Origin of the sequence: Streptomyces subrutilus (assembly GCF_001746425.1) — a bacterium.
Taxonomy (GTDB): Bacteria; Actinomycetota; Actinomycetes; order Streptomycetales; family Streptomycetaceae; genus Streptomyces; species Streptomyces subrutilus_A.
In genome coordinates this window covers 4,442,827-4,467,625 of sequence record NZ_MEHK01000001.1, presented here as the reverse complement: position 1 = coordinate 4,467,625, position 24,799 = coordinate 4,442,827, and the positions used below count along the sequence as shown (strand labels likewise).

The window sequence follows — 24,799 nt, the reverse complement described above, 5'->3', positions numbered from 1 at the left end:
GCGGGTCAGGCGTCGAAGTCGTATTCCAGGACGTAGGAAGCGGAGTCGAGGGTCATCTCGTTCACTTCGACGGCCCGGCCGCCTTGGGCGAATGCCGTGCGCACGATCTGGATCACGGGGGTGCCGAGCGCGAGCGAGAGGCGCTCGGCCTCCGTTGCCGAGGGCATGCGGGAGCGGATCTCCTCCCGGAAGTGCACCGGCTCGTGGCCCAGTTCGGCCAGGCGGGCGTAGGTGCCGCCCGGGCCGGGGTCGATCTGGGCGATGGCGGATGCGGCGACGATGTCGGCGGGCAGGTGCGAGGTCGCGAACAGCACCGGCTTGCCGTCGAGCACGAAGCGGCGGCCACGCACCCAGACGGGCGTGCCGGGCGACACCCCGAGGGCGTCGGCGACGCGCTCGCTCGCCGTCCCTTCGCGCACCTCGATCTGATCGACGACGAGCTCGCGGTCCTCGGTATCGGCGGACCAGACGGACCGGCCCGACCCCCACTGCTCCCGCGCCAACCGCTGGACGCCCCGTCGCCGCAGGGGCCTGAAGGCCCGCACGAAGACGCCCGCCCCCTTGCGCGCCTCCGCGAGACCCTCGTTCTGGAGCACGGCGAGGGCCTGACGTGCGGTCATCCGTGCGACCTCGTAGGTGGCCATGAGGTCGTTCTCACCCGGCAGCCGGTCACCCGGACCGTACTCGCCCGACCGGATGGCCGCCTTCAGCGCATCCGCGATCCGCTGGTACTTCGGCTGACGGGCACCACCCTGGCTGGTCATGAACCGATCACTCCTTCGCCTCTCTAGACACCCTAGAGCCAGGGATACGCCCCCGCACGCACCGGCTTCGTCGCCCGCACTCAACTATAGAGGTGACATCTCTAGAGATGTATTGACGGACAGGGCGCGATCGGATGTAGTTGAGCCATCTCTAGAGAGGTCGCTTGTGACGTGGCCTCGACGCCGAGGAGTGGTTTCCATGACTCAGGTTCGATGCAACCGCGAGGTGCTGGTCGTCGGTGCCGACGACGGCTCTTCGGTGGGGGCGGATGTGGCGATAGGGAGCGGATCGGATCTGCTCGACCGCGCGCTCGTGGGGTGGGAGCGGTTCATCGGCACGTTCGAGGGGGTGCCCGATGAGTGAGCGGTACGCGTACGTGCCGCATCGACTGCTGCGCCGACGCGTGCGTGACATCGCCTCCGGTGCCGAGGGCGAGCTGATGGCCGTGATTCACGAGAACGTCTCGGATTCGGCCGTGCGTGAGCACTGGGTGGAGCTGGCCTACGTCCGAGGCGCGTGTGGGCGGGAGTTCACCACCGCAGCCGCCAACATTCAGCCCGTCACCGGGGACCAGGACGCAGGGCGCATGCGGTAGCGACGGGACCTCCGTCCGGCGCCGGGCGGCCGGCGGCGGGTGTCGCAGCCGGGCCGAGGTGGGGGAGCTGACCAGGCGTTAACCGGCCCGGTAGCGCCTACAGGTAGTCCTCCAGGCGCCCTATCCGGTAGCCCTGCTCCTGGATGCGCTGGAGCATGCGCGCCGTCATCTGGGTCTCCGTGGCGCCCTTGAGCTCCGCGGGGCCGCGGAAGTGCGCCAGGATGATGTCGCCCGGTTTGAGGGCGGAGCCCTCGGCGTACTGGAAGTTGTTGATCTGCATCGAGACCCGCCACAGCACCAGGGACGAGACCCCGCACTCCGAGGCGGCCCGGAGGGTGTCGTCGTTGTAGTTGCCGAAGGGCGGGCGGAAGAGCGGCGGGCGGCGGCCGAAGCGCTTCTCGAGCCGGTCCTGCTGGCCGCATATCTCGTGCTTCTGCGCCGCGAAGGGCAGCGTGCGCAGGTTCGGGTGCGTCAGGGTGTGGTTGTTTATGGTGCTCGCGGAGCCGTTGTCGCGGAGCTTCTCGAAGTGCCCGTAGTCCGACGAGGCCGCGCTGTCCGTCAGGAACATGCTGATCGGCAGCTGCAGATCGGCGGCCATCCTCAGGAACTCGGGGTCCTTCTCCGCGCCGTCGTCGAAGGTCAGGAAGACGACCTTGTCCTCGGGCGCGACGGGTATTCGGTCTATCACCGGGACCTTGCCCGGGTCCGCCTTGGGCAGCTGCGGCTTCTGGGCGGGCTTCGGCGCGTACGCGACGGGGGCCGTCAGGCCCCACTTGCGGTACGCCTCGTCCGAGGCCCCGCCCGCCGAGGGGGCGGAGGCCGACGCGGACGGCGACGCGGGAGCGGCCGACGGCTCCTGCGTCGCCTTCGCCTTGGGCCCCAGCCGCTCGGTGGGGGCCGCGCCGTCCCCGCACCCCGTCAGGGACAGCGCCAGCGCGCCGGCCGCCAGCGATCCGGCTACCAACCGGCGCGCGTGCTTCACAGATAGTCCTCCAGGCGAGCCACGGCGTATCCCTTGTCCGTGACGGTCTTCATGACCTGACGGATCATGTCAGGCATTGTGCCCTTCCAGTCGTCCTTGCCCCGGAAGTGGGTCAGGATGATGTCACCGGGGTGCAGGTCGCGGTCCCACTCGCGGTACTCCATCCGGTTCGGGAAGGCCTCCGCGTTCCACAGCGGCACCGCCTTGATCCCGCAGTTCTTCGCCGCGCGCAGGGTGTCCTGGTTGTAGTTGCCGTACGGCGGGCGGAAGAGGGTGGGCCGCTTGCCGAACTGCTTCCGGATCGTGTCCTGCTGGCCGCAGATCTCCTCGCGCTGCTGCTCGTACGAGAGGCCCGGCATGTACCGGTGGTTGAGCGTGTGGTTGTTCAGGGTGACGCCGGCGGCCTGCATCTCCTTGAAGTAGGGGTAGTTGTCCTTGACGATGTAGTCGCTGAGGAAGGCCGTGTACGGGATCTTCAGCTCCTGCATCATCTTCAGGAACTCGGGGTCCTTCTCCGCGCCGTCGTCGACGGTCAGGAAGACGACCTTGTCCTCCGTGTCGATGGTGGTGAAGACCGGCGGGTACTCCTCCTGGTCCTCCACCTCGAAGCCGTCGCGCGTGGTGAGCTCGGGCTTCTCCTTCGGCGCCGGCGGGGCGGTCAGCGGGGTCTTGGCCAGCCGCCACTTCTTGACCGCCGCGATGCGCGCCTGCTGGGCCGCCTTGGCCTTCTCGGCGGCGCTGAGCGCGCCCGCCGCCCCCGCCTCCGCACCCTTGGCCGCCTTCGCCTTCTCGGCCTTGTCCGGCCCCTCGGACCCCCCGGAGCCGCACGCCGTGCCGAGGGCGGCTACCAGCAGGGCGGCCACGGCCACCCCGAACCGGCCGCGCGGACCCGCCGCGTACCGGTGACCCTGTTGCGTCTTATCTTCCTTTTGTCGGACTAGCTGCATAGCTGCGCATCCTGGCACCCGACACGCGGGCTCCCCGGAAGACACCGCGAGCGGAGCCCCACCTTCCACCGACTGGCCCACACCCCCGCGCGCCCCCGCGCGTCGCCGCGCGTCGCCGACAATGGATCCGTGACCCCCGAAGACTTCGCCGCCCTCCTCACCCCCGAGGGGCGCGCCCTCCTCGACTCGCTCCGCGACCACGACCCCGCGCAGGAGCTGGCCCTCGCCACCCGGCTGCGCCGCGAGCACCCCGCCGCACTGGTCTCCGCCGCGCTCGGGCAGGCCCGGCTGCGGCAGCGCGCGGTGGCGAAGTTCGGCGCGCAGGACGCGTTCCGGATGTACTTCACGCCCGGTGGCGGCGAGATGGCGACCCGCGCGTCCGTGGCCTCGTACCGCGCCGAGCGGCTCGCCGCGCTCGGCGTGCGCAGCCTCGCGGACCTGTGCTGCGGCATCGGCGGGGACGCGCTCGCCCTGGCGCGGCTCGGCATCCGGGTGCTCGCCGTCGACCACGACCCGCTGACGGTCGCCGTCGCCCGGGCCAACGCCGAGGCGCTGGGACTGGCGGACCTGATCGAGGTCCGGGAGGCGGACGTGACGGAGGTGGACACCGCCGGCTACGACGCCGTCTTCATCGACCCGGCCCGGCGCGGCGGGCGCGGCCGGATCTTCGATCCGGAGTCGTACTCGCCGCCGCTGTCCTGGGCCGTGGAGACGGCCCGTACGGCGAAGTACGCCGCGATCAAGATCGCACCCGGGATCCCGCACGAGGCGGTCCCGGCCGAGGCCGAGGCCGAGTGGATCTCCGACCAGGGGGACGTGAAGGAGGCCGTGCTCTGGTTTGGGACCTCGCCGGGGACCGTGCGCGCCACCCTGTTGCCCGGGCCGCGCGCCCTGCAGACCGCCGACCCGCTGCCCGACCCGGAGGCGGGCCCGGTCGGCCGCTGGCTCTACGAGCCCGACGGCGCCGTGATCCGCGCCCACCTCGTGGCCGAGGTCGCCGAGCAGCTCGACGGCAGGCTGATCGACCCGACCATCGCGTACATCACCGCCGACGAGCTGCGCGCGACGCCGTACGCGACGGCGTACGAGATCACCGACGTGCTGCCCTTCGGGCTGAAGAAGCTGAAGGCGCTGCTGCGCGAGCGCGGGGTGGGCGTCCTCACCGTGAAGAAGCGCGGCTCGGCCATCGAGCCGGAGGAGCTCCGCAGGAAGGTCAAGCCGCAGGGCCCGCACGCGGCGACGGTCTTCCTGACCCGCGTCGCGGGCGCCCCGTCGATGCTGATCGGGGCGCCGGCCCGCGAGCTATGACGCGGGTGCGCGGAAGGCCCGGACCGTCCAGCGGTGGTGTGCGGCGGCCTTGGCGAGGCCCAGCAGGCCGGTGACCCACAGGATCTGGCCGATGCCCATGAGGTACGCGATCTCGCCGTACGTCGTGCGCACCGGGTCGGCCGAGGCGGCGGCGCCGAAGGCCACCCACAGCCCGACCGCGCCCAGGGCGAACGAGGCCACGCACCAGGTCAGGCTCAGCCCGGGGGCCCGGACGCGGGCGTCGGCGACCGGGTCCCGGTCCGACTCCGCCCAGGCGTGCAGCAGTTGCCGCACCTGCCGGTCGCGCCGGGCCCCCCGGACGCACCAGATGCCGGCCGGAATCAGCACGCCGGCACCGAGGGCGGCGAGGACGAGGCCGTGGACGCGGCCGAAGGGGTCGTGCTGTTCGAAGGCCATCCAGGCCGTGCCGACGAAGCACCAGCCGAGGACGAAGACGGCCGCGACGGCCCACAGGCGCAGCAGCCGCCCCACGCCCAGGCTGCGTCGGCCCAGATCGCGCAGGAACCGTGCGCGGTCGGCCCGTACGGCGGCCCCGTCCAGCCAGTCGCGCAGGTGCGCGGGCGGCGGCGGGGGCGGCAGGTCACGGCGAGGCATGCACATGACCATAGCCGCGCCCGGCGGCCGGGCCCGGGCGGCAGGCCCGGTCCGCGAGACGCCCCCTAGCCGGCCTCGACCGACTCGAAGCGCCAGCGGTGCACCGCTCGCGTGATCAGATCAGCGGCGGGCTCGGGCAGTTCCGGCAGGTCCGCAGCAGTCCCCTCGGCCGCCTCCCACCAGGTGATCACCAGCACCCGGTCCTGCGGGGCCCGGAACACCTCGCGGCGCACCGGCTCCCGGGCGAGGACCTGGGCGCGGGCCCACTCCAGCAGTTCGTTGCCCCGACCGTCGGCGGCCCGGGCCTCCCACATCAGCGCGACGGTGCTCATGAGTAGAGGTTGTCCTTGCTCAGCTCGTGCACGTGGTCGTGGTCATGCGCGTGGCCGTGGCCGTGCGCGTGGCCGTGCCCGTGCCCGTGGCCGTGGGCACCCGGCACGTGCGGGTCCGTCACCGGCAGCGAGGAGTCCGCCGACAGGTCCCAGTCCGATGCGGCCCGGTTCCGCTTGACCATCTCCGCGCCCAGCGCCGCCACCATCGCACCGTTGTCCGTGCACAGCTTCGGCCGCGGCACCCGCAGGATGATCCCCGCGTCGTCGCACCGCTCCTGCGCCAGCGAGCGCAGCCGGGAGTTGGCCGCCACCCCGCCGCCGATCATCAGGTGGTCGACGCCCTCGTCCTTGCACGCCCGGATCGCCTTGCGCGTCAGCACGTCCACCACGGCCTCCTGGAAGGACGCCGCCACATCGCGCACCGGCACCTCCTCGCCCGCGTGCCGCTTCGCCTCGATCCAGCGGGCGACGGCCGTCTTCAGCCCCGAGAAGGAGAAGTCGTACGGGGCGTCGCGCGGCCCGGTCAGCCCGCGCGGGAAGTTGATCGCCTTCGGGTCGCCCTCCCGCGCCAGCCGGTCGATGACCGGACCGCCGGGGAAGCCCAGCTGGAGCACGCGGGCGATCTTGTCGAAGGCCTCGCCGGCCGCGTCGTCGATGGTCGCGCCGAGCGGCCGGACGTCGGAGGTGATGTCGGGGGCCAGCAGCAGCGAGGAGTGCCCGCCCGACACCAGCAGCGCCATGGTCGGCTCCGGCAGCGGACCGTGCTCCAACTGGTCCACGCAGATGTGCGAGGCCAGGTGGTTCACGCCGTAGAGCGGCTTGCCCAGGGCGTAGGCGTACGCCTTGGCCGCCGAGGTGCCCACCAGCAGCGCCCCCGCGAGGCCCGGCCCGGCCGTGACCGCGATGCCGTCGAGGTCGCGGGCGCTGACCCCGGCCTCCTTCAGGGCGCGTTCGATGGTGGGGACCATCGCCTCCAGGTGGGCGCGCGAGGCCACCTCGGGCACGACCCCGCCGAAGCGCGCGTGCTCGTCGACGCTCGACGCGATCGCGTCCGCGAGCAGGGTGGTGCCGCGGACGATGCCGACGCCGGTCTCGTCGCAGGAGGTCTCGATGCCGAGGACGAGAGGTTCGTCAGCCATTGCTCTCACTGCTCTCAGTTCGTGCTTGTGCGGGGTCGGTCAGTCGCATGACGAGCGCGTCGACGTTGCCGGGCTGGTAGTAGCCCCGCCGGAAGCCGATGGGCTCGAAGCCGAAGCGCTCGTAGAGCTTCTGCGCGCGGGCGTTGTCCACGCGCACCTCCAGCAGCACCTCGGCGCACTCGAACGCGGTCGCGGCGCGCAGCAGGTCGGTCAGGAGCCGGGCGCCGAGCCCGGTCCCCCACTGGTCGCGGGCGGCCGCGATGGTCTGTACATCGGCCAGGTCGCCGGCGGCGGCCAGCCCGGCGTATCCCACCAGGCGGCCCGAGCCGTTCTCGGCGACCACGTACCGGCGGGTGGACTGCGGGCCGCGTGCGTGGGCCAGTTCGGACCAGAACATCGCGGCGGACCAGGCGTCGTCGGGGAACAGCTCGTGCTCCAGCTCCAGCACCGGCTCGATGTCCCACCAGCGCATCTCGCGGAGCACGACGTCAGGGGCGGCCGTCACTTGGGGGTGACCACCTTGTAGTTCTTGGGCACCTGCGCGTCGGGCCGGCGCAGGTAGAGCGGGGCCGGCGGCACGCCGTCGGCGTTCTCGAACGCGGCCCCGGCCGCCAGGCGCTCGGCGGCCAGCGACACCAGTGCGGCGGCCGACTGGTGCTCGGGCCCGCGGGCGTCGGGGAAGACCTCGGGGTAGAGCAGCGCGCCCTGGCCCACCGCCGGGAGGCCGGCGACCTGCTCGGCGATGTCGGCCGGGCGGTCCACGGCGGGCTCGCCGACCCGCGTGCGGGGGTCCTCGTAGCGCGCCCAGTAGACCTCCTTGCGCCGCGCGTCGGTGGCGACGGTGAAGGGGCCCTCGATCCCGGCGGTCCCGGCCGCGTAGGCCAGCCCGTCGAGGGTGCACAGGCCGTACACGGGCACGCCCAGCACGGAGGCGAAGGTGGAGGCGGTGACGAGGCCGACGCGCAGCCCGGTGTAGGGGCCGGGGCCGACCCCGACGACGATGCCGGTGACGGCGTCGAGCTTCAGCCCGGCCTCGGCGAGCACCTTGTCCACGGAGGGCAGCAGCAGCTCCCCGTGGCGGCGGGCGTCGATCTGGTTCGACTCGGCGAGGACGGCCTCGCCGTCGTGCAGGGCGACGGTGACGGCGGGCGTGGCGGTATCTACAGCGAGCAAGAGCACGCGAACAGCCTACGACTCCGCAACCCCCGGCCCTTGCGGCCGGTCGCGGAGCGGGCCTGCTGCTACCTTTCGATCAGGCATCGGCCGAGGCATCAGGCAGCGCGGAGAGGTGGAGCAAGGTGGCACGCAGCAGCTCGGGAATCGTGGCCGGGCTCACCGCCGCGGCACTCGCCGCGATCGGGTTCCTCGGCTACCAGGCGTCCGCGACGGCTCCCGAGCGGCCTCCGCAGGCGGCCGGTCCGCAGGAGCCGGCTCCGGCCCCCAGCCAGGCCGCGGGCAAGCAGGACCCGGCGAAGCCGGTGCCGGTGCCGGAGGGCTCGGGCTCCGGGGTGCGGGTCGTGTACTCCGTGGGGCAGAAGCGCGTGTGGCTGGTGGGCGAGGCCGGTCAGGAGCCCAGGTCGTTCGCGGTGATGCCGAGCACGGTGCACCCGAAGGCGGGCAGCTACCTGGTGGGCTCGCGCTCGGGTTCGGTCACCGGCTCGGACGGGGTGCCGGTCGAGCACGTCGTGCGGTTCGCGACGACGGAGGGCGTGGTGATCGGCTTCAGCGCCCGCGTGGACGGCACGACGCCGGAGCCCGACCCGAACCGGAAGACCGGCGGCATCCGCATGACGAAGGCCGACGGCGACGCGATGTGGGCCTTCGCGACGATCAACTCGAAGGTCGTCGTCGTCCCCTGACCCCCTGCGGCAAACCACCCGTACGTGCGACGGGCGCCGCGAGCTGCGGCGCCCCCTGGTACCGCTAGGCCGCTTCGGATGCCGGAGCGGCCTGTTCGCGTACGGCGTCCTCCGGCTCCCCCTCGTCCGTCACCCGTACGAGGGCCGGCGGCGTCGAGACGGCGCTGGCGGCCGCACCCGCGGCCAACAGCGCCCCCATGGACACCGCGGACGGCCGGGGCTCGCGGTGCGCTCCTGCTGGTGCCGACATGGCTGCCTCCTGGACCGGGACGCCGAACTTAGGCATGCCTAAGAAACTCTCGGTACCATGTCACCACGCGCGCCGCCGCGGGCGCAATATGTTGCCGACGAGTTGTCGGAATCTCCGGCCGCCGGTTCCCCCGGCGCTACTCCGAGAGGGCTCCGGCCAGGGCGTCCAGCCCGGCCCCGTGGGCCCAGCGCGCCCCGATCCCGCGCACCGACACCTCCCGTACGTCGTCCAGGACCTCCTCGTGGCCGACCGCGCGGCCGATCACCACGTGCAGCCGGTCGTCGGAGAGCTCTTCCACCTTGCCGTCGCCCCATTCCACGACGACCACGGACTCGGGCAGCGAGACGTCGAGGTCCAGGTCCTCCATCTCGTCCAGCCCGCCGCCCAGCCGGTACGCGTCCACGTGCACCAGCGCGGGCCCGCCGGTCAGCGAGGGGTGCACGCGGGCGATCACGAAGGTCGGGGAGGTCACGGCCCCGCGCACGCCCAGGCCCTCGCCGAGCCCTCGGGTGAGCGTGGTCTTGCCCGCACCGAGCTCGCCGGTCAGCAGGACGAGGTCACCCGGGCGCAGCAGACCGGCGAGCCTGCGGCCCAACTCCTGCATGGCGTCCGGGGAACCGACGGTGATCCGGGCCTCGGATCCGGCGCTCGCCTCAGCTGCCGGTGCCTGGCTGCGCTGTGCTTCCAGCGGTACTTCTTCCATGCCCGCCAACGTTAGTCGCTGCGAGGGCGTGCACCGCCCCGGTGCGCGCCAGCAGCTCGGTCAGCAGCCGGGTCACCGTCTCGGGGCGCTCCAGCATCATCAGGTGCCCGGTGGACTCCAGGACCACCAGCTCGGCGCTCGGCAGCGCCTCCTTGACGGCGAGGCTGTGCCCGGCCGGGGTGATCATGTCCTTGTCCCCGGCGACGACGGTGACGGGGATGTCCGCGAAGTGCCGCAGGGCCGCGGTCTTGTCATGGGTCTGGAAGGCCGGGTAGAACTCGGCGACCACGTCGATCGGGGTGGCCTCGATGAGCCGCTCCGCGAAGCGCGCGACGCCCGGGTCCACGTCGTGGGAGCCGAACGAGTACATCTTGATCATGCCCGCGAAGAGGTCGGCGGTGGCCCTGCGGCCCTTCTCCACCAGTTCCACCTGCGAGCCCAGCGCCTTGAGCACGCCCGGCAGGATCCTGCGCACGGCGCCCAGCCCGACGGCCGGCAGCCCGTACGTCACCTCGGAGAGGCGGCCGCTCGAGGTGCCGACCAGGGCGACGCCGACGACGCGCTCGCGCACGAACTCGGGGAACTGCTCCGCGAACGCCATGATGGTCATTCCGCCCATGGAGTGACCCACGAGGACCAGCGGGCCTTCGGGGGCGGCCGCGTCGATGACGGCCTTCAGGTCGCGGCCGAGCTGTTCGATGGTGACCGGCTCGCCGTCCGCCTGGGCCAGCCCGCGGGCGCTGCGGCCGTGGCTGCGCTGGTCCCAGTAGACGGTGCGGACCACTCCGCGCAGCGCCGCGCGCTGGAAGTGCCACGAGTCCTGGGCGAGGCAGTAGCCGTGGCAGAAGACGACGGTCGCCTGCGGCGCGGACTTCCGGCGCAGCCGGGACCGCGGCCGCTTGGTCTCCTCGGGGAGCTCGTCGACCTCGTAGTAGAGCTCGGTGGCGTCCTCGGCCCGGCAGGTGCCCTGCGTCCCGCGCAGCGAGCCGTAGTCACCGGTGGCGTCGAGGGCCAGGCGCGCCTTCCTGCGCATGCCGCGCCCGACCGTGATCCGTTCGACGGCGACCCCGGCCGCCGCGCCCGCCGCTATCACGCCGATGGCAGCGCCGGCCCAGCCGGCCTTGCGCCAGTTCTCGCTCACGCCGCCGCCCTCACTCCGCCTCAGGCGCCCAGGTACACCCGGGGCACACGCCCTCCGATACGGGTGACGATCTCATAGGCGATCGTGTCCGCCGCCCTCGCCCAGTCCTCGGCGGTCGGCTCGCCGCGCTCGGCGTCCCCGAAGATGACGGCTTCGTCGCCGGCCTGTGCGGGGTCGCCGTCGAGGTCGACCACGAACTGGTCCATGGCGACGCGCCCGGCGACGCGCCGGACCTTGCCGCCGACGAGCACCGGGCCGCGCCCGGAGGCGTGCCGCGGGATGCCGTCGGCGTAACCGGCCGGGACCAGCGCGAGGGTGGTTTCGGCCTCGGTGAGGTAGTGGTGCCCGTAGCTCACGCCGTGCCCGGCGGGGACTTCCTTGACCAGCGCGAGGGAGGCCTTGAGGGTCATGGCGGGCCGCAGGCCGAGCTCGGCCGGGGTACCGAGTTCGGGCGCGGGCGAGACCCCGTAGACCGCCAGTCCGCAGCGCACCAGGTCGAAGTGGGACTCGGGCAGGGTGAGCGTGGCGGGCGAGTTGGCGATGTGCCGGACCTCGGGCTCCACGCCCTCCTTCTCCGCGTACGCGAGCATGTCGCGGAAGGCGGTGAGCTGGAGCTGGATGGACGGGTGGCCGGGCTCGTCGGCGCAGGCGAAGTGCGACCAGAGGCCCGTGACCTCGACGGTTCCCTCGGCCTGGGCGGCGACGGCGGCCCCGACCAGTTCCGCCCAGTCGGCGGGCTGGCAGCCGGCCCGGCCGAGCCCGGTGTCGGCCTTGAGCTGGACCCGGGCGGTGCGGCCGGCGGCGCGGGCGGCCTGCCGTACCTCGTCCAGGGCCCACATCCCGCTGACCGACACGTCGATACCGGCCTCGACGGCGGCCTGCCAGGGCCCGCCGGGGGTCCAGAGCCAGCACATGATCCGGCCTTCGACCCCGGCGGCGCGCAGCGCGAGCGCCTCGTCGGGAGTGGCGGTCCCGATCCAGGTGGCACCGGCCTCCTGGGCGGCCTTGGCGCAGGCCAGGGCGCCGTGCCCGTAGGCGTTCGCCTTGACGACGGCCATCAGCTCGGCGCGGGGCGCCCGCTCGCGCAACGCGCGCACGTTCGCCCGTACGGCGTCCAGATCGATCTCGGCGTACACGCGCGTCGGTGTCTCGTTCATCCCGCACAGTCTCTCAGACCCCGCGGCTCGGCCCCCTGCGGCAGCACCCGACCTGCACCGGCGCGGGGGCCGGGGGCCGCCCCCCGCGAACGGCGCCGCACACGACCAAGCCCGGGCCACCAACCAGCCCCGCCGCCCGACTTCCAGCCCCGCCGGCGTCAAGGTGCGGGAGCCCGGCAGCGGCGCCCGCACACGCCCCACGGCCGGAGGCACCATCCAGCCCCGCCGGCGTTTGAGGCGCGGGGTACGGCAGCGGCGCCGCACACAACCCACGGCCGGATGCACCAACCAGCCCCGCCGGCGTTTGAGGCGCGGGGTACGGGGCGGAGCCCCGGGTCTTTCAGCCCCGCCGGCGTTTGAGGCGCGGGGGTCCGGGGGCCGGCCCCCGGCAGCGGCGCCGCACACGACCCACGGCCGGGGGCACCCTCCAGCCCGGGGGCCCGGGGCCGAACCCCGAGGCGGGCTCGGCTACGGGCGCTCGGCCTCGCGCCAGGCCCGCGGCAAGGCGGCGGCCACGTCATGGGCCAGCAGCGGACCGCCCGCGAGCCTGGCCGCCAGGCCGTGCAGGTACGCCGCCACCGACCCGGCATCCGGCCCGGACAGCCCGGCCGCCAGCAGGGACCCGGCCAGCCCCGACAGCACGTCGCCGCTCCCCGCGGTGGCCAGCCACGGCGTCCCCGTCGGGTTCACCCGCACCGGCCCCCCGCCGGAGGCGACCAGCGTCGTCGAGCCCTTCAGCAGCACCGTCGACCCGTACCGCTCCGCCAATCCCCGTACCGCCCCCAGCCGCCCCGCCTCCACCGACTCCCGCGGCACCCCCAGCAGCGCCGCCGCCTCCCCCGCGTGCGGGGTCAGCAGGGTCGGGGCCGTCCGGGCCCGCAGCACCTCCGGGTCCAGCCCCCGCAGCCCGTCCGCGTCGACCAGCACCGGCACGTCCTGCTCCAACAGCTCCGCGACCTCGCCGCCGCGCCCCTCCCCCAGCCCCGGGCCGATCACCCACGCCTGCACCCGGCCCCGCCCGATCAGCGTCTCGGGGTACCGCGCGAGCACCGCCTGTGCCGTCGGCCCCACGTACCGCACCGCGCCCGCACCGCCGCGCAGCGCCCCCGCCACGGCCAGTACGGCCGCGCCCGGGTAGTGCGGGGACCCGGCGGCGATGCCCACCACGCCCCGCCGGTACTTGTCGCTCGACGCCGTCGGCACCGGCAGCAGCCCCGCCACGTCCGCGTGCTGCAGAGCCTCGGCGTCGGCGCGTGCCGGCAGCTCCAGGCCGATGTCCACCAGGTGCACCACGCCCGCACGCGAGGCGGCCGGGTCGATGAGCAGCCCCGGCTTGTACGCCCCGAAGGTCACCGTCACGTCGGCCGTCACGGCCGCTCCCGCCACCTCCCCGGTGTCCGCGTCCACGCCGCTCGGCAGGTCCACGGCGACCACCGGGACCCCCTGCGGGATCCGCTCGACCAGCGCCGCCGCGGCCGGCCGCAGCCCGCCGCGGCCGCCGATCCCCAGCAGCCCGTCCACCACGAGGTCGCAGCGCCGCGGGACGGCTTCCGCGACCCGCCCCCCGGCGGCCCGCAGCGCGGCGAGCCCGCCCGCGTGCACCCGCCCGGGGTTCATCGGCACCATCGTCACCCGGGCTCCGCGCCGGGCGAGCCGCGCGCCGGCGTACAGGGCGTCGCCCCCGTTGTCGCCGGGCCCGACGAGCAGCACGATCCGCGACCCGTACACCCGTCCCAGCAGCCCCGCGCAGACGGCGGCCAGCCCGGCCGCCGCCCGCTGCATCAGGGCGCCCTCGGGCAGCCCGGCCATCAGCTCCCGCTCGGCGGCCCGTACGGTCTCCACGCTGTAAGCAGTACGCATGGCACCACCCTGCCCCACGAGGCCCCCCGTGTGCCGCGAGCCCGGGCAGGGCGGCGCTATCCCTCGGCGATCACCACGGCCGAGGCCACGCCGGCGTCGTGGCTCAGCGAGATGTGCCAGGACTTCACGCCCAGCTCCCGGGCCCGGGCCTCGACCGTGCCGGACACCCGCAGGCGGGGCTGCCCGGACTCCTCCACGTACACCTCGGCGTCGGTCCACAGCAGCCCGGCGGGCGCGCCGAGCGCCTTGGCCAGGGCCTCCTTGGCCGCGAACCGGGCCGCGAGCGAGGCGATACCGCGCCGCTCCCCGCTCGGCAGCGTCAACTCGGCGTCGCGGAAGAGCCGTCCGGCCATGTTCGGCGTCCGCTCCAGCGCCGCGCCGAACCGCTCGATCTCCGCGACGTCGATCCCCACGCCGATAATCACAACAGCCCCACTCGCCCGCTCACTCCACCGTCACCGACTTCGCGAGGTTACGCGGCTGGTCCACCTCGTTCCCCCGCGCGGTCGCCAACTCGCACGCGAAGACCTGCAACGGCACCGTCGCCACCAGCGGTTGGAGCAGCGTCGGCGTGGCCGGGATCCGGATCAGGTGGTCGGCGTACGGTACGACCGCCTCGTCGCCCTCCTCCGCGATGACGATGGTCCGCGCCCCGCGCGCCCGGATCTCCTGGATGTTCGACACGATCTTGTCGTGGAGCACCGACCGCCCGCGCGGCGACGGGACGACCACCACCACCGGCAGGTCCTTCTCGATCAGGGCGATCGGCCCGTGCTTGAGCTCGCCCGCCGCGAAGCCCTCGGCGTGCATGTACGCCAGCTCCTTGAGCTTGAGCGCGCCCTCCAGCGCCACGGGGTAGCCCACGTGCCGCCCCAGGAACAGCACGGTGTTCTTCTCGGCGAGGGACCGCGCGAGGGCCCGTACCGGCTCCATCGTCTCCAGGACGGTGTCCACCGCCGCGGCGATGTCCGACAGCTCCCGGATCACGGCCCGGATCTCGTCGCCCCACTTGGTGCCCCGGACCTGCCCGAGGTACAGCGCCACGAGGTAGCAGGCCACGAGCTGCGTCAGGAACGCCTTGGTGGAGGCGACCGCGACCTCCGGGCCCGCGTGCGTGTAGAGCACGGCGTCCGATTCGCGCGGGATGGTGGAGCCGTTCGTATTGCAGATCGCCAGCACCTTGGCGCCCTGCTCGCGGGCGTGCCGCACCGCCATCAGGGTGTCCATGGTCTCGCCGGACTGCGAGATCGCGATCACCAGCGTCCGCTGGTCCAGGATCGGGTCGCGGTAGCGGAACTCGCTCGCCAGCTCCGTCTCGCACGGGATGCGGGTCCAGTGCTCGATGGCCAGCTTCGCGATCATGCCCGCGTGGTACGCCGTACCGCAGGCCACGAGCACGACCTTGTCGACCTCCCTGAGCACCGAGGCGGGGATGCGCACCTCGTCCAGGGTCAGCGAACCGCTCGCGTCGATCCTGCCGAGGAGGGTGTCGGCGACGGCCTTCGGCTGCTCCGCGATCTCCTTGAGCATGAAGTAGTCGTAGCCCCCCTTCTCGGCCGCCGAGGCGTCCCAGTCCACGTGGTACGCCCGCACGGTCGCGGCCGAGCCGTCGAAGTTGGTCACCGTGACCCCGTCGCGGCGCAGCTCGACGACCTGGTCCTGGCCCAGCTCGATCGCGGACCGGGTGTGGGCGATGAACGCGGCCACGTCCGAGGCGAGGAAGTTCTCCCCTTCTCCCACGCCCACCACCAGGGGCGAGTTCCGCCGCGCGCCGACGACCACGTCCGGCGCGTCGGCGTGCACGGCGACCAGCGTGAAGGCGCCCTCCAGCCGCCGGCACACCCGCCGCATCGCCGCAGCCAGGTCCCCGCCGGCCGCGTACTCCTCGGCGAGCAGGTGCGCCACCACCTCGGTGTCCGTCTCGGACTCCAGCCGGTGCCCGCGCTCGGCGAGTTCGGTGCGCAGCAGGGCGAAGTTCTCGATGATGCCGTTGTGCACGACCGCCACCCGTCCGGAGTTGTCCAGGTGGGGGTGGGCGTTGGCGTCGGTCGGCCCGCCGTGGGTGGCCCACCGGGTGTGCCCGAGGCCCGTGGACCCGGACGGCAGCGGGTTGCCGACCAGCTCCTTCTCCAGGTTGACGAGTTTCCCGGCCTTCTTGGCGGCGGTCAGCTCCCCGTCGCAGAGCACCGCGACCCCCGCCGAGTCGTAGCCGCGGTACTCCAGCCGCTTGAGTCCGGCGATGACCACATCGAGCGCCGACTGCGCTCCCACGTAACCCACAATTCCGCACATAGGCCGCAGCGTACGCCGAAGTTGAGCTCCTGCCCCGTAGCCGAACAAGACGAAACCCCGCCCCGGCGAATGTGCCGGAGCGGGGTTGACGTCCGTCCCCCGGGCGGGGGTCAGCCGAGCTTCTTGACCTGCGCGTCGACGACGGCCTTCGGCTGCTCGGCGGTGCCGGTCAGGCTGACGGCGGAGAAGGTCGCGAGGGCGTTGCCCTTGCGCACGACCACGAGCTCCATCGAGAGCTTCTCGCCGTCCGCGTCACCGACCACCGTGTAGGCGAGCGCCTCGTCGCCTGCGGTGACGGCGGCACCCGGAGCCACCTTCTGGATCTTGAGCGCCTCGCCGTCCTGGGTGCCGGTGTAACCGCCGGCGCAGGCTGTGCCGGCGGACTTCAGCAGGGCGAAGGCCTCCTCGGCACCCTTGCCGTCGTACGAGGAGAGGGTGACGGCGGTGGCGGTGCCGCCCAGGGCGTCCATCGCGGCCTTCAGCTTCTCCTCGGGGCTCGCGTCGGCCGCGGGCTCCTTGGGCTTGGCGACGGCTTTCGTGCGCGCCGTGCCGCCGGCGGAACCGACCGGGGCCATGGACTGCGCCTTGACCAGCGGCAGGCACTCGGGCTTGTCGCTGGTGGCGCCGGCCCCCGCAGCGGCCTCGGCCGGAGTGGCCGGCTTGACCACGTGCTGGGGCAGGTCCGCCTGGGCCACGAGCAGGCCGGCCAGCTCGGCGTCCGTCTTCGCCTTGGCGGCGGGCGCGGCGGAGGTGGCCGCACCGGCGGACGGCTTGGCGTCCTCCTTCTTGCCCTCGGAGGACCCGCAGGCGGTGGCCAGCACGGCCAGGGACACCGCGGAGGCGGTCAGGACGGTACGACGGACGAAAGCGGTACGCACGAAAGGACTCCCCCAGAGACGATCAAGAAGCAGCAATCTACTGGCTCGCACGAACACCGGTTCGCCATGATGCGCTCTGGCCGCGGATCGTGACCGCCATGAGACCCGCGGGCTCTCGAATCGGTACCGACCGCAGGGGCAACCGGGGCGAAACGGACCACTACGTGACCGACCACACCACCCATAACCGAGCCGCAGCCCCGACAATGGCGGTGTGATCACTTCGCCGCCACGAAGCAGCACGCCGGACAGCGCGACGGAGCGCACCGGCCCGGACGGGAACCCCGCGCGTCCCGCCCACCGCCGGGGCCCCGACGCCTCTCCGTACCTCGACCTCACCCGCGCCGAGTGGAGCGCCCTGCGCGAGCGGACCCCGCTGCCGCTCACCGCCGAGGAGGTGGAGCGGCTGCGCGGCCTGGGCGACGTCATCGACCTCGACGAGGTCCGCGACGTCTACCTGCCGCTGTCCCGCCTCCTGAACCTGTACGTGGGCGCCACCAGCAACCTGCGCGGCACCCTCAACACCTTCCTCGGCGACGCGGGCAACGGGCACGGCGCCCAGCAGGGCACCCCCTTCGTCATAGGGGTCGCCGGTTCGGTCGCCGTCGGCAAGTCCACCGTGGCCCGTCTGCTCCAGGCCCTGCTCGCGCGCTGGCCCGAGCACCCGCGCGTGGAGCTGGTCACCACCGACGGCTTCCTCTACCCGATGAAGGAGCTCCAGCGGCGCGGGCTCACCTCCCGCAAGGGCTTCCCCGAGTCCTACGACCGCCGTGCGCTCACCCGGTTCGTGGCCGACATCAAGGCCGGCAAGGACGAGGTCCGGGCCCCGGTCTACTCGCACCTGATCTACGACATCGTGCCCGGCGAGGAGCTCGTCGTACGCCGCCCGGACATCCTCATCGTCGAGGGCCTCAACGTGCTCCAGCCGGCCCTCCCCGGCAAGGACGGCCGGACCCGGGTCGGCCTCGCCGACTACTTCGACTTCAGCGTGTACGTGGACGCGCGCCCCGAGGACATCGAGCGCTGGTACTTCAACCGGTTCCGGAAGCTGCGCGAGACCGCCTTCCAGAACCCCTTCTCCTACTTCCGCAAGTACACCCAGGTCTCCGAGGAGGAGGCCATGGAGTACGCGCAGACGATGTGGCGGACCATCAACAGGCCCAACCTGCTGGAGAACGTGGCCCCCACGCGCGGCCGGGCCACCCTGGTCGTCCGCAAGGGACCGGACCACAAGGTGCAGAAGTTGAGCCTGCGCAAGCTCTGACCGCGCAGGGAGCACGCCGCAGGCGTGCGGTCCGCATTAGGGTGACGGGCATGCTGCATCTGCGGATGATCACCCCGCCCGACCTGACGGACCGGGTGCTGGAGCTGATCGGCGAGACGGTCGGCACCACGCACCTGGTCGTGCTGAAGGGCGCGGCCCGCGATCCACAGGGCGACCTGGTGCTGTGTGACGTCGCGCGCGAGGCGGCAGACGAGTTGCTGCAGGAGGTGCGCGCCGTCGGCATCTACGAGACCGGTTCGGTCGCCGTCGAGAACATCGACCTGTCGATCTCCAGGCGCGCCGACGAGGCGGAGGAGGAGGCGCCGGGCGAGGCCGCCGACGCGGTGATCTGGCAGCAGCTCGGCGAGTCCACGCACGAGGAGTCCACCCTCACCATCACGTATGCCGTCTTCATGATCGTGGCGACGATGATCGCGGCCTGCGGCGTGGTCCTGGACAACGCGATCCTGATCGTGGGCGCCATGGCGGTCGGTCCGGAGTTCGGCCCGCTCGCCGGCGTGTGCACGGGCCTGGTACAGCGGAAGCCGAAGTCCGCCGGGCGTTCGCTGCTCGCCCTGCTGGTCGGCTTCGCCGCGGCGATCGCGGCGACGACGGTGTTCAGCCTGGTGATGGACGCGCTCGGCCAGTTCCACCCGGGAATGCTCGACAACCCCCGGCCGAACACGAGCTTCATCTGGCAGCCCGACCCGTTCTCGTTCGTCGTGGCGCTGCTCGCCGGCGTGGCCGGGATGCTGTCGCTGACCTCGGCGAAGGCCGGCGCCCTGGTCGGCGTGGCGATCTCCGTCACCACCGTCCCGGCGGCGGCCAACGCGGCAGTGGCCCTCAGCTACGGCGAATTCGCGCAGATGCGGGGCTCGGCGGAGCAGCTGCTGCTGAACCTGCTCGGCATCATCGTGGCCGGCACGCTCACCCTCATCGCTTGGAAACTGCTGTGGCGCACCCAGCAAGGCCGGATGATCCGGAAGCCGGGTGCGCCACCGCGCGGACAGGGCGGGTTCTAGCCGAGCGCCGACTTCACGACGTCCGCGAGCCGGCCGGCGACCGCGCGGGCCTGCTCGATGTCGGCGGCTTCCACCATCACCCGAACGAGCGGCTCCGTGCCGGACGGACGGAGCAGCACGCGCCCGGTGGCGCCCAGCTCGCGCTCGGCGTCGGCCACGGCCGCGGCCAGCTCGCCGGAGGTCGCGACGCGGGACCTGTCCACGTCGGGAACGTTGATCAGCACCTGCGGCAGCCGCTGCATGACGCCGGCCAGCTCGGCCAGGGACCTGCCGGTGGCCGCGACCCGCGCCGCCAGCAGCAGCCCGGTCAGCGTGCCGTCGCCGGTCGTCGCGTGGTCGAGGATGATCACGTGGCCGGACTGCTCGCCGCCCAGCGCGTAGCCGTGCTCCTTCATCGACTCCAGGACGTACCGGTCGCCCACGCCGGTCTGCACGACCTGGATGCCCTCGGCCTCCATGGCCAGCTTGAAGCCCAGGTTGGACATCACGGTGCCGACCACGGTGTTCCCGCGCAGCTGGCCGGCCTCGCGCATGGCCAGCGCCAGCACGGCGAGGATCTGGTCGCCGTCGACCTCCGCGCCCGCGCCGTCCACGGCCAGGCAGCGGTCGGCGTCACCGTCGTGCGCGATGCCGAAGTCGGCGCCGTGCTCGACGACGGCCGCCTTGAGCAGGCCGAGGTGGGTGGAGCCGCAGCCCTCGTTGATGTTCAGGCCGTCGGGCTCGGCGCCGATCGTGACGATCTCCGCGCCGGCCCGGGCGAAGGCCTCCGGCGACACGTACGCGGCCGCGCCGTGCGCCTCGTCCAGGACGATCTTCAGGCCGTCGAGGCGGTTGGGAAGCACCCCGATCAGGTGGGCGACGTACTTCTCGAAGCCCTCGTTGTAGTCCGAGACGCGGCCGACGCCGGAGCCGGTGGGCCGGTCCCAGGGGGCGCCGGTGCGGTGCTCCTCGTAGACGGACTCGATGCGGTCCTCCAGCTCGTCGGCGAGCTTGTGGCCGCCCCGGGCGAAGAACTTGATGCCGTTGTCCGGCATCGCGTTGTGGCTGGCGGAGAGCATCACGCCGAGGTCGGCACCCAGCGCACCGGTGAGATACGCCACCGCCGGGGTGGGCAGCACACCGACGCGCAGGACGTCCACGCCCGCGCTCGCGAGGCCGGCCACGACGGCCGCCTCGAGGAATTCGCCCGAGGCCCGGGGGTCGCGTCCGACCACCGCGGTCGGCCGGTGGCCCGCGAAGGTACCCGCCTCACCCAGTACGTGGGCAGCCGCCACGGAGAGGCCGAGCGCGAGCTCCGCCGTCAGATCCGCGTTGGCAACGCCGCGTACACCGTCCGTCCCGAAGAGTCGTCCCACTGTTGTCCTCCCGAGTTTCTGCATCGCTTTATGACCGCTTGTGACAGGTATTTGCCGCTTGTGGCGGTAAACGAACCGCCCCGGCAGCACGGAGAGTGCTGCCGGGGCGGTTTCGTTGCAGAACAGCAGGCGCAGATTAACGCTTGCTGTACTGCGGAGCCTTACGGGCCTTCTTAAGACCGGCCTTCTTGCGCTCGACCGCACGGTCGTCGCGGGAGAGGAAGCCGGCCTTCTTCAGCGCCGGGCGGTTGTTGTCCACGTCCGCCTCGTTCAGCGCACGGGCCACACCGAGGCGCAGGGCGCCGGCCTGGCCGGAGACGCCGCCACCCGCGATGCGGGCGATGATGTCGTAGCGGTTGTCCAGCTCGAGGAGCTTGAACGGCTCGTTCACTTCCTGCTGGTGCACCTTGTTGGGGAAGTAGTCCTCAAGGGTGCGACCGTTGATCTTCCACTTGCCGGTGCCCGGAACGATCCGGACGCGGGCGATGGCGTTCTTGCGACGGCCCAGGCCGGCGGCCGGCTGGGGGTCGCCGAAGCGACCGGCAAGGGACTCGGAGGTGTAGTCGCCCTCGACTACGGCCTCGGACTCGCTGGTGTACTCCTCGACGTTGCCCTCGAACTCTTCGGCGGGGGTCGTCTCGGCGGTGGTCTCGGCCACGATGCTCCTCAGAATTTTCTACGTCTTAGGGGGTGGCCGGAACTACTGCGCGACCTGGGTGATCTCGAACGGCACCGGCTGCTGGGCAGCGTGGGGGTGCTGGTCGCCCGAGTAGACCTTCAGCTTCGAGAGCATCTGACGGCCCAGGGTGTTCTTGGGGAGCATGCCCTTGACGGCCTTCTCGACGGCCTTCTCCGGGTTGTTCGCCAGAAGGTCGTCGTAACGCACGGAACGCAGACCACCCGGGAAGCCGGAGTGGCGGTACGCCATCTTCTGGGTCGCCTTGTTGCCGGACAGGTGAACCTTGTCGGCGTTGACGATGATGACGAAGTCGCCCATGTCCATGTGGGGGGCGTAAGTCGGCTTGTGCTTGCCGCGCAGGAGGGCGGCGGCCTGGGTCGCCAGACGGCCGAGGACAACGTCCTGGGCGTCGATGACGAGCCACTGGCGCGAGATGTCGCCGGGCTTGGGGCTGAACGTACGCACGCGTATGCCTTCGCTTCTTCAGTGGTGGTGTTCCCAGGGGCGCGAGCCCCACGGGAAGGGTCCTGACAGGTCACCACGGACGATCACGACAGCCCTCGTCCACATCGGGGACGCAACCCGTGTGAACCGCTGGTCATCGGCCCGGTGGACCGGCGTAAGGCCCTTTCACGTGAGAATGAGCAAGCCAATACGCATAACAAACCAGCAGGATACCCAAGCAGACCCGTATGGGTCAAAACGCGGTCCGCGATGCCGATTCTGCTGGCGTCGCGGCGCACTCCGGTTCGGTCCTGGGTGGGGACCCCGCAGTTGTTACAGGCTCCAGAATAACCCGTCCGGAGGGCAGCGCACGACGCGCCAGCAGAATCGCGAGCCCGCACAGGGTGGCGCAGTCCTTGAACGCGCGCCGCTTGTGGTCCAGCTCCGAAGGCCACGGCACCAGTGCCAGCTGGGGCGCCAGGGCCAGCCAGAACCAGGGCGAGCGGGGCATCGAGCCGGGCCGCACCGCCGAGGCCAGCAGCAGCGGCAGCACCACCAGCAGGTAGTGGTCGAAGGACGGCCGGGAGACCAGGAACGCGGCGAGCATCACCATGCAGGCCGTCTCCACGAGCCGCAGCTCTCCCCCGTCCGGCTCCCCCTCCGTACGCCGCCACCGGGTCCAGGCGGCCCACAGCCCCGCCCCGGCCCCCGCGAAGGCCACCAGCACCGCCAGCGGCTCCGGCACCCCCAGCCGGGGCAGCACCGCGATCGGCGAGGCGTCCCACGGCAGCGCGTACGCGTCCTGCCCCTGGAGCAGGAACGGCAGGGTCTTGGTGAAGAACAGCGACGGGCTCGGCATCAGCAGCGCGCCCGCCAGCGAGAGCCCGAGCGGAACCAGCACGGCCGCGGCCAGCCCCCGCCACCGCCGCGCGAGCACGAACAGCAGCCCGACCGGCACCAGCATCGGCTTGCAGGCGATCGCCAGCCCGACCACCAGTCCGGCCGCCCCCCAGTGCCGCCGGTGCGCGAGCAGCAGGGCCGCCGGCAGCGCGGCCGCCGAGATCGCGGTCCAGTTGCCGATCAGCACGAGGTTCACGTACGGCTTGTAGGCCAGGGCCAGCACCGGGAACCCGACGACCGCGAAGCGCGAGCGCAGCGGCACCGAGAAGATCCGCAGCGCGGCCAGCCAGCCGATGCCCAGCAGCCCGGACATCGCCACCGGCAGGCTCCACCGCAGCACCGTCGTCGGCAGCAGCGCCTCCGGAACGGCCATGAGGACCGCGCTCGGCAGGTACAGGAAGCGCTTGTCCTCGTACGGAGAGCCGCCGGCCAGCAGCGTCTGCGCGGCCTTGACCACGAAGGCGTTGTCGGAGCCCCAGTTCTCCCGCAAGCTCGTGGAGACGCACACCCCGAGGACGACCGCGAGGGAGAGGAGCTGCCAGGGCCGGGACGCGGGCCGCAGCAGCCAGTCGACCAGCCGGTTCCCGGAGCTGTGTTTCTCCCGTTTCATGAGCCAGATGCCAGGCCGCAGGCCCACAACGCCTCCCCCTCACTCCGACCGAGGGGGCGGTCTCCCCCTAGCGCTTGCGTTCGACTCTACGTTCGTCCCAGACGGGCTCCTGAGTCTCCCGCACCACACCGTCCGAACCGAATACCAGGTAGCGGTCGAATGTGCGGGCGAACCAGCGGTCGTGCGTGACGCACAGCACCGTGCCGTCGTACGACTCCAGGCCGTCCTGCAGGGCCTCCGCGGACTCCAGGTCCAGGTTGTCCGTCGGCTCGTCCAGGAGCAGCGCCGTGGTCCCCGCCAGCTCCAGCAGCAGGATCTGGAAGCGGGCCTGCTGGCCGCCCGAGAGCTTCTCGAAGGGCTGCTCGCCCTGCCGCTCCAGCTCGTAGCGGCGCAGGGCCCCCATCGCCTGGCCCAGGGGCTTGGCCGCCTCCGTCCACAGGATGTCGACGAGGGTGCGGCCGAAGAGCTCCGGGTGCGCGTGGGTCTGCGCGAAGTGGCCGGGAACCACCCGTGCGCCCAGCTTCCAGCTGCCGGTGTGCTTGACGTCCTCGCCGGCCAGCAGCCGCAGGAAGTGCGACTTGCCCGAGCCGTTCGAGCCGAGGACGGCGACCCGCTCCCCGTAGAAGACCTCCAGGGAGAACGGCTTCATCAGCCCCGTGAGCTCCAGGTTCTCCACGGTCAGCGCCCGCACGCCGGTCCGGCCGCCCTTGAGCCGCATCCTGATGTCCTGCTCGCGCGGCGGCTCCGGAGGCGGGCCGGCTTCCTCGAACTTCTGGAAGCGGGTCTGCATCGCCCGGTAGCGCGAGGCCATGTCGGGGCTGGAGGCGGCCTGGTTGCGCAGCCGCAGCACCAGGGCCTTCAGGCGGGCGTGCTCCTCGTCCCAGCGCCGCTTGAGCTCCTCGAAGCGCGCGAAGCGCTCCTTGCGGGCCTCGTGGTAGGTCGCGAAGCCCGAGCCGTGCACCCACACGTCGCTGCCCGTCGGGCTCGCCTCCAGGCTGATGATCTTCTCAGCGGCCTGGGTGAGCAGTTCCCGGTCGTGGCTGACGAAGAGCACCGTCTTGCGGGTGGCCTTCAGCTGCTCCTCCAGCCAGCGCTTGCCCGGCACGTCGAGGTAGTTGTCCGGCTCGTCGAGCAGCAGCACCTCGTCGGGCCCGCGCAGCAGCGCCTCCAGCACCAGCCGCTTCTGCTCACCGCCCGACAGCGTGCGCACCTCGCGGAACTGCGCGGAGTCGTACGGGATGGCGAGCGCGGCCATGGTGCAAACGTCCCACAGGGTCTCCGCCTCGTAGCCCTGCACGTCGGCCCAGTCGCTGAGCGCCTGCGCGTACGCCATCTGCGCGGCCTCGTCGTCGACGGTGAGGATCAGCTGCTCGGCGCGGTCCACGGCCTTCGCGGCCTCCCGGATCCGCGGCTGGGACACCGAGACCAGCAGGTCCCGCACGGTCGTCTCGTCCCGTACGGAGCCCACGAACTGCGACATCACGCCGAGCCCGCCGCTGATCGTGACCCCGCCGCCGTGCGGCTGGAGCTCTCCGGAGATCAGCTTGAGCAGGGTGGTCTTGCCGGCGCCGTTCGCCCCCACCAGGGCCGCCACCGACCCCTCCCCGACCCGGAAGGAGACGTCGGGGAGCAGGACCCGCCCGTCGGGAAGGTAGTACTCCAGGTGGCTGGCTTCGAGATGTCCCATGCCGCGCATTGTCCC

General features: G+C 72.5%; 27 protein-coding genes. 6 read left to right on the top strand and 21 right to left on the bottom strand.

The features are described 5' to 3' along the window. Positions 1-5: 5 nt before the first annotated feature. Positions 6-764 carry a GntR family transcriptional regulator gene (locus BGK67_RS21225; protein WP_069921552.1) on the bottom strand — a complete coding sequence of 253 codons (759 nt, stop codon included), beginning with the start codon at positions 762-764 and terminating at the stop codon, positions 6-8. Positions 765-963: 199 nt separating this feature from the next. Here BGK67_RS21225 and BGK67_RS38990 point away from each other — a divergent pair, with 199 nt between their 5' ends. Beyond that, positions 964-1,128 (top strand): hypothetical protein, encoded by a 165-nt coding sequence (locus BGK67_RS38990; RefSeq protein WP_167739587.1) that lies wholly within the window; start codon positions 964-966, stop codon positions 1,126-1,128. After that, the gene (locus BGK67_RS21220; protein ID WP_079154304.1) at positions 1,121-1,360 is read left to right on the top strand and encodes a hypothetical protein; all 240 of its coding nucleotides are present in this window, start codon (positions 1,121-1,123) and stop codon (positions 1,358-1,360) included. The genes BGK67_RS38990 and BGK67_RS21220 overlap by 8 nt, the downstream gene beginning before the upstream one ends. Before the next feature lie 97 nt (positions 1,361-1,457). Here BGK67_RS21220 and BGK67_RS21215 read toward each other — a convergent pair whose 3' ends face one another. Next, positions 1,458-2,342, bottom strand: coding sequence for a polysaccharide deacetylase family protein (locus BGK67_RS21215; protein ID WP_244291281.1), 885 nt, complete (start codon positions 2,340-2,342; stop codon positions 1,458-1,460). Continuing rightward, positions 2,339-3,289: a polysaccharide deacetylase family protein gene (locus BGK67_RS21210; RefSeq protein ID WP_069921550.1), complete on the bottom strand. Its 951-nt coding sequence runs from the start codon at positions 3,287-3,289 to the stop codon at positions 2,339-2,341. Before BGK67_RS21210 ends, BGK67_RS21215 begins: the two co-directional genes overlap by 4 nt. A 129-nt stretch (positions 3,290-3,418) precedes the next feature. Here BGK67_RS21210 and BGK67_RS21205 point away from each other — a divergent pair, with 129 nt between their 5' ends. Beyond that, complete coding sequence (locus tag BGK67_RS21205) at positions 3,419-4,597, top strand: class I SAM-dependent methyltransferase (protein ID WP_069921549.1); 1,179 nt, start codon at positions 3,419-3,421, stop codon at positions 4,595-4,597. Here BGK67_RS21205 and BGK67_RS21200 read toward each other — a convergent pair. The 5 genes from BGK67_RS21200 to tsaB all read right to left on the bottom strand — a co-directional run bounded on the left by BGK67_RS21200 (position 4,592) and on the right by tsaB (position 7,862). Beyond that, complete coding sequence (locus BGK67_RS21200; protein WP_069921548.1) at positions 4,592-5,212, bottom strand: hypothetical protein; 621 nt, start codon at positions 5,210-5,212, stop codon at positions 4,592-4,594. The two genes, BGK67_RS21205 and BGK67_RS21200, sit on opposite strands and share 6 nt — an antisense overlap. Positions 5,213-5,277: 65 nt before the next feature. After that, positions 5,278-5,544: a hypothetical protein gene (locus BGK67_RS21195; RefSeq protein WP_069921547.1), complete on the bottom strand. Its 267-nt coding sequence runs from the start codon at positions 5,542-5,544 to the stop codon at positions 5,278-5,280. Continuing rightward, positions 5,541-6,683, bottom strand: a complete 1,143-nt coding sequence (gene tsaD / locus BGK67_RS21190; RefSeq protein ID WP_069921546.1) for a tRNA (adenosine(37)-N6)-threonylcarbamoyltransferase complex transferase subunit TsaD — start codon at positions 6,681-6,683, stop codon at positions 5,541-5,543. Before tsaD ends, BGK67_RS21195 begins: the two co-directional genes overlap by 4 nt. Next, positions 6,676-7,155, bottom strand: a complete 480-nt coding sequence (gene rimI / locus BGK67_RS21185; RefSeq protein WP_069924008.1) for a ribosomal protein S18-alanine N-acetyltransferase — start codon at positions 7,153-7,155, stop codon at positions 6,676-6,678. Before rimI ends, tsaD begins: the two co-directional genes overlap by 8 nt. Before the next feature lie 29 nt (positions 7,156-7,184). Further along, positions 7,185-7,862, bottom strand: coding sequence for a tRNA (adenosine(37)-N6)-threonylcarbamoyltransferase complex dimerization subunit type 1 TsaB (gene tsaB, locus BGK67_RS21180; RefSeq protein WP_069921545.1), 678 nt, complete (start codon positions 7,860-7,862; stop codon positions 7,185-7,187). Between the two features lie 119 nt (positions 7,863-7,981). Between tsaB and BGK67_RS21175 the strand changes: the two genes are divergently transcribed. Then, a complete protein-coding gene (locus BGK67_RS21175; RefSeq protein ID WP_079154302.1) occupies positions 7,982-8,542 on the top strand; it encodes a hypothetical protein in 561 nt (186 codons plus the stop codon). Positions 8,543-8,606: 64 nt separating this feature from the next. On the opposite strand, the gene BGK67_RS37645 is transcribed toward BGK67_RS21175, so the two are convergent. The 8 genes from BGK67_RS37645 to BGK67_RS21140 all read right to left on the bottom strand — a co-directional run bounded on the left by BGK67_RS37645 (position 8,607) and on the right by BGK67_RS21140 (position 16,823). Next, positions 8,607-8,792, bottom strand: a complete 186-nt coding sequence (locus BGK67_RS37645) for a hypothetical protein (RefSeq protein WP_107488832.1) — start codon at positions 8,790-8,792, stop codon at positions 8,607-8,609. A gap of 136 nt (positions 8,793-8,928) precedes the next feature. Continuing rightward, positions 8,929-9,495, bottom strand: a complete 567-nt coding sequence (gene tsaE / locus BGK67_RS21170; RefSeq protein ID WP_244291279.1) for a tRNA (adenosine(37)-N6)-threonylcarbamoyltransferase complex ATPase subunit type 1 TsaE — start codon at positions 9,493-9,495, stop codon at positions 8,929-8,931. Then, on the bottom strand, positions 9,446-10,636 hold the full coding sequence (locus tag BGK67_RS21165) for an alpha/beta fold hydrolase (protein ID WP_079154301.1): 1,191 nt from the start codon (positions 10,634-10,636) through the stop codon (positions 9,446-9,448). The genes tsaE and BGK67_RS21165 overlap by 50 nt, the downstream gene beginning before the upstream one ends. Before the next feature lie 20 nt (positions 10,637-10,656). Further along, positions 10,657-11,793, bottom strand: coding sequence for an alanine racemase (gene alr / locus BGK67_RS21160; RefSeq protein WP_069921541.1), 1,137 nt, complete (start codon positions 11,791-11,793; stop codon positions 10,657-10,659). 468 nt (positions 11,794-12,261) lie between these two features. Beyond that, a complete protein-coding gene (locus BGK67_RS21155) occupies positions 12,262-13,653 on the bottom strand; it encodes an NAD(P)H-hydrate dehydratase (RefSeq protein WP_079154299.1) in 1,392 nt (463 codons plus the stop codon). Between the two features lie 56 nt (positions 13,654-13,709). Further along, entirely contained in the window at positions 13,710-14,078 is a 369-nt protein-coding gene (locus tag BGK67_RS21150; RefSeq protein ID WP_069921539.1) for a holo-ACP synthase, read from the bottom strand. Between the two features lie 19 nt (positions 14,079-14,097). Continuing rightward, the gene (glmS, locus tag BGK67_RS21145; protein WP_069921538.1) at positions 14,098-15,945 is read right to left on the bottom strand and encodes a glutamine--fructose-6-phosphate transaminase (isomerizing); all 1,848 of its coding nucleotides are present in this window, start codon (positions 15,943-15,945) and stop codon (positions 14,098-14,100) included. Between the two features lie 110 nt (positions 15,946-16,055). Next, entirely contained in the window at positions 16,056-16,823 is a 768-nt protein-coding gene (locus BGK67_RS21140) for a hypothetical protein (protein WP_069921537.1), read from the bottom strand. 214 nt (positions 16,824-17,037) lie between these two features. Between BGK67_RS21140 and coaA the strand changes: the two genes are divergently transcribed. Both coaA and BGK67_RS21130 read left to right on the top strand, forming a co-directional pair. Further along, positions 17,038-18,087: a type I pantothenate kinase gene (gene coaA / locus BGK67_RS21135; RefSeq protein ID WP_069921536.1), complete on the top strand. Its 1,050-nt coding sequence runs from the start codon at positions 17,038-17,040 to the stop codon at positions 18,085-18,087. Between the two features lie 50 nt (positions 18,088-18,137). After that, entirely contained in the window at positions 18,138-19,109 is a 972-nt protein-coding gene (locus BGK67_RS21130; protein ID WP_069924007.1) for a DUF389 domain-containing protein, read from the top strand. Here the strand turns inward: BGK67_RS21130 and glmM are convergent. From glmM to BGK67_RS21105, 5 genes are all read right to left on the bottom strand, one after another. Next, complete coding sequence (glmM, locus tag BGK67_RS21125; protein ID WP_069921535.1) at positions 19,106-20,464, bottom strand: phosphoglucosamine mutase; 1,359 nt, start codon at positions 20,462-20,464, stop codon at positions 19,106-19,108. The genes BGK67_RS21130 and glmM overlap by 4 nt on opposite strands. Positions 20,465-20,600: 136 nt before the next feature. Beyond that, entirely contained in the window at positions 20,601-21,122 is a 522-nt protein-coding gene (gene rpsI / locus BGK67_RS21120) for a 30S ribosomal protein S9 (RefSeq protein WP_069921534.1), read from the bottom strand. 42 nt (positions 21,123-21,164) lie between these two features. Next, on the bottom strand, positions 21,165-21,608 hold the full coding sequence (rplM, locus tag BGK67_RS21115; protein WP_069921533.1) for a 50S ribosomal protein L13: 444 nt from the start codon (positions 21,606-21,608) through the stop codon (positions 21,165-21,167). A gap of 232 nt (positions 21,609-21,840) precedes the next feature. Continuing rightward, the gene (locus BGK67_RS21110) at positions 21,841-23,097 is read right to left on the bottom strand and encodes a glycosyltransferase family 87 protein (protein WP_069924006.1); all 1,257 of its coding nucleotides are present in this window, start codon (positions 23,095-23,097) and stop codon (positions 21,841-21,843) included. Between the two features lie 67 nt (positions 23,098-23,164). Further along, positions 23,165-24,793, bottom strand: coding sequence for an ABC-F family ATP-binding cassette domain-containing protein (locus BGK67_RS21105; protein WP_069921532.1), 1,629 nt, complete (start codon positions 24,791-24,793; stop codon positions 23,165-23,167). Between the last annotated feature and the right edge of the window lie 6 nt (positions 24,794-24,799).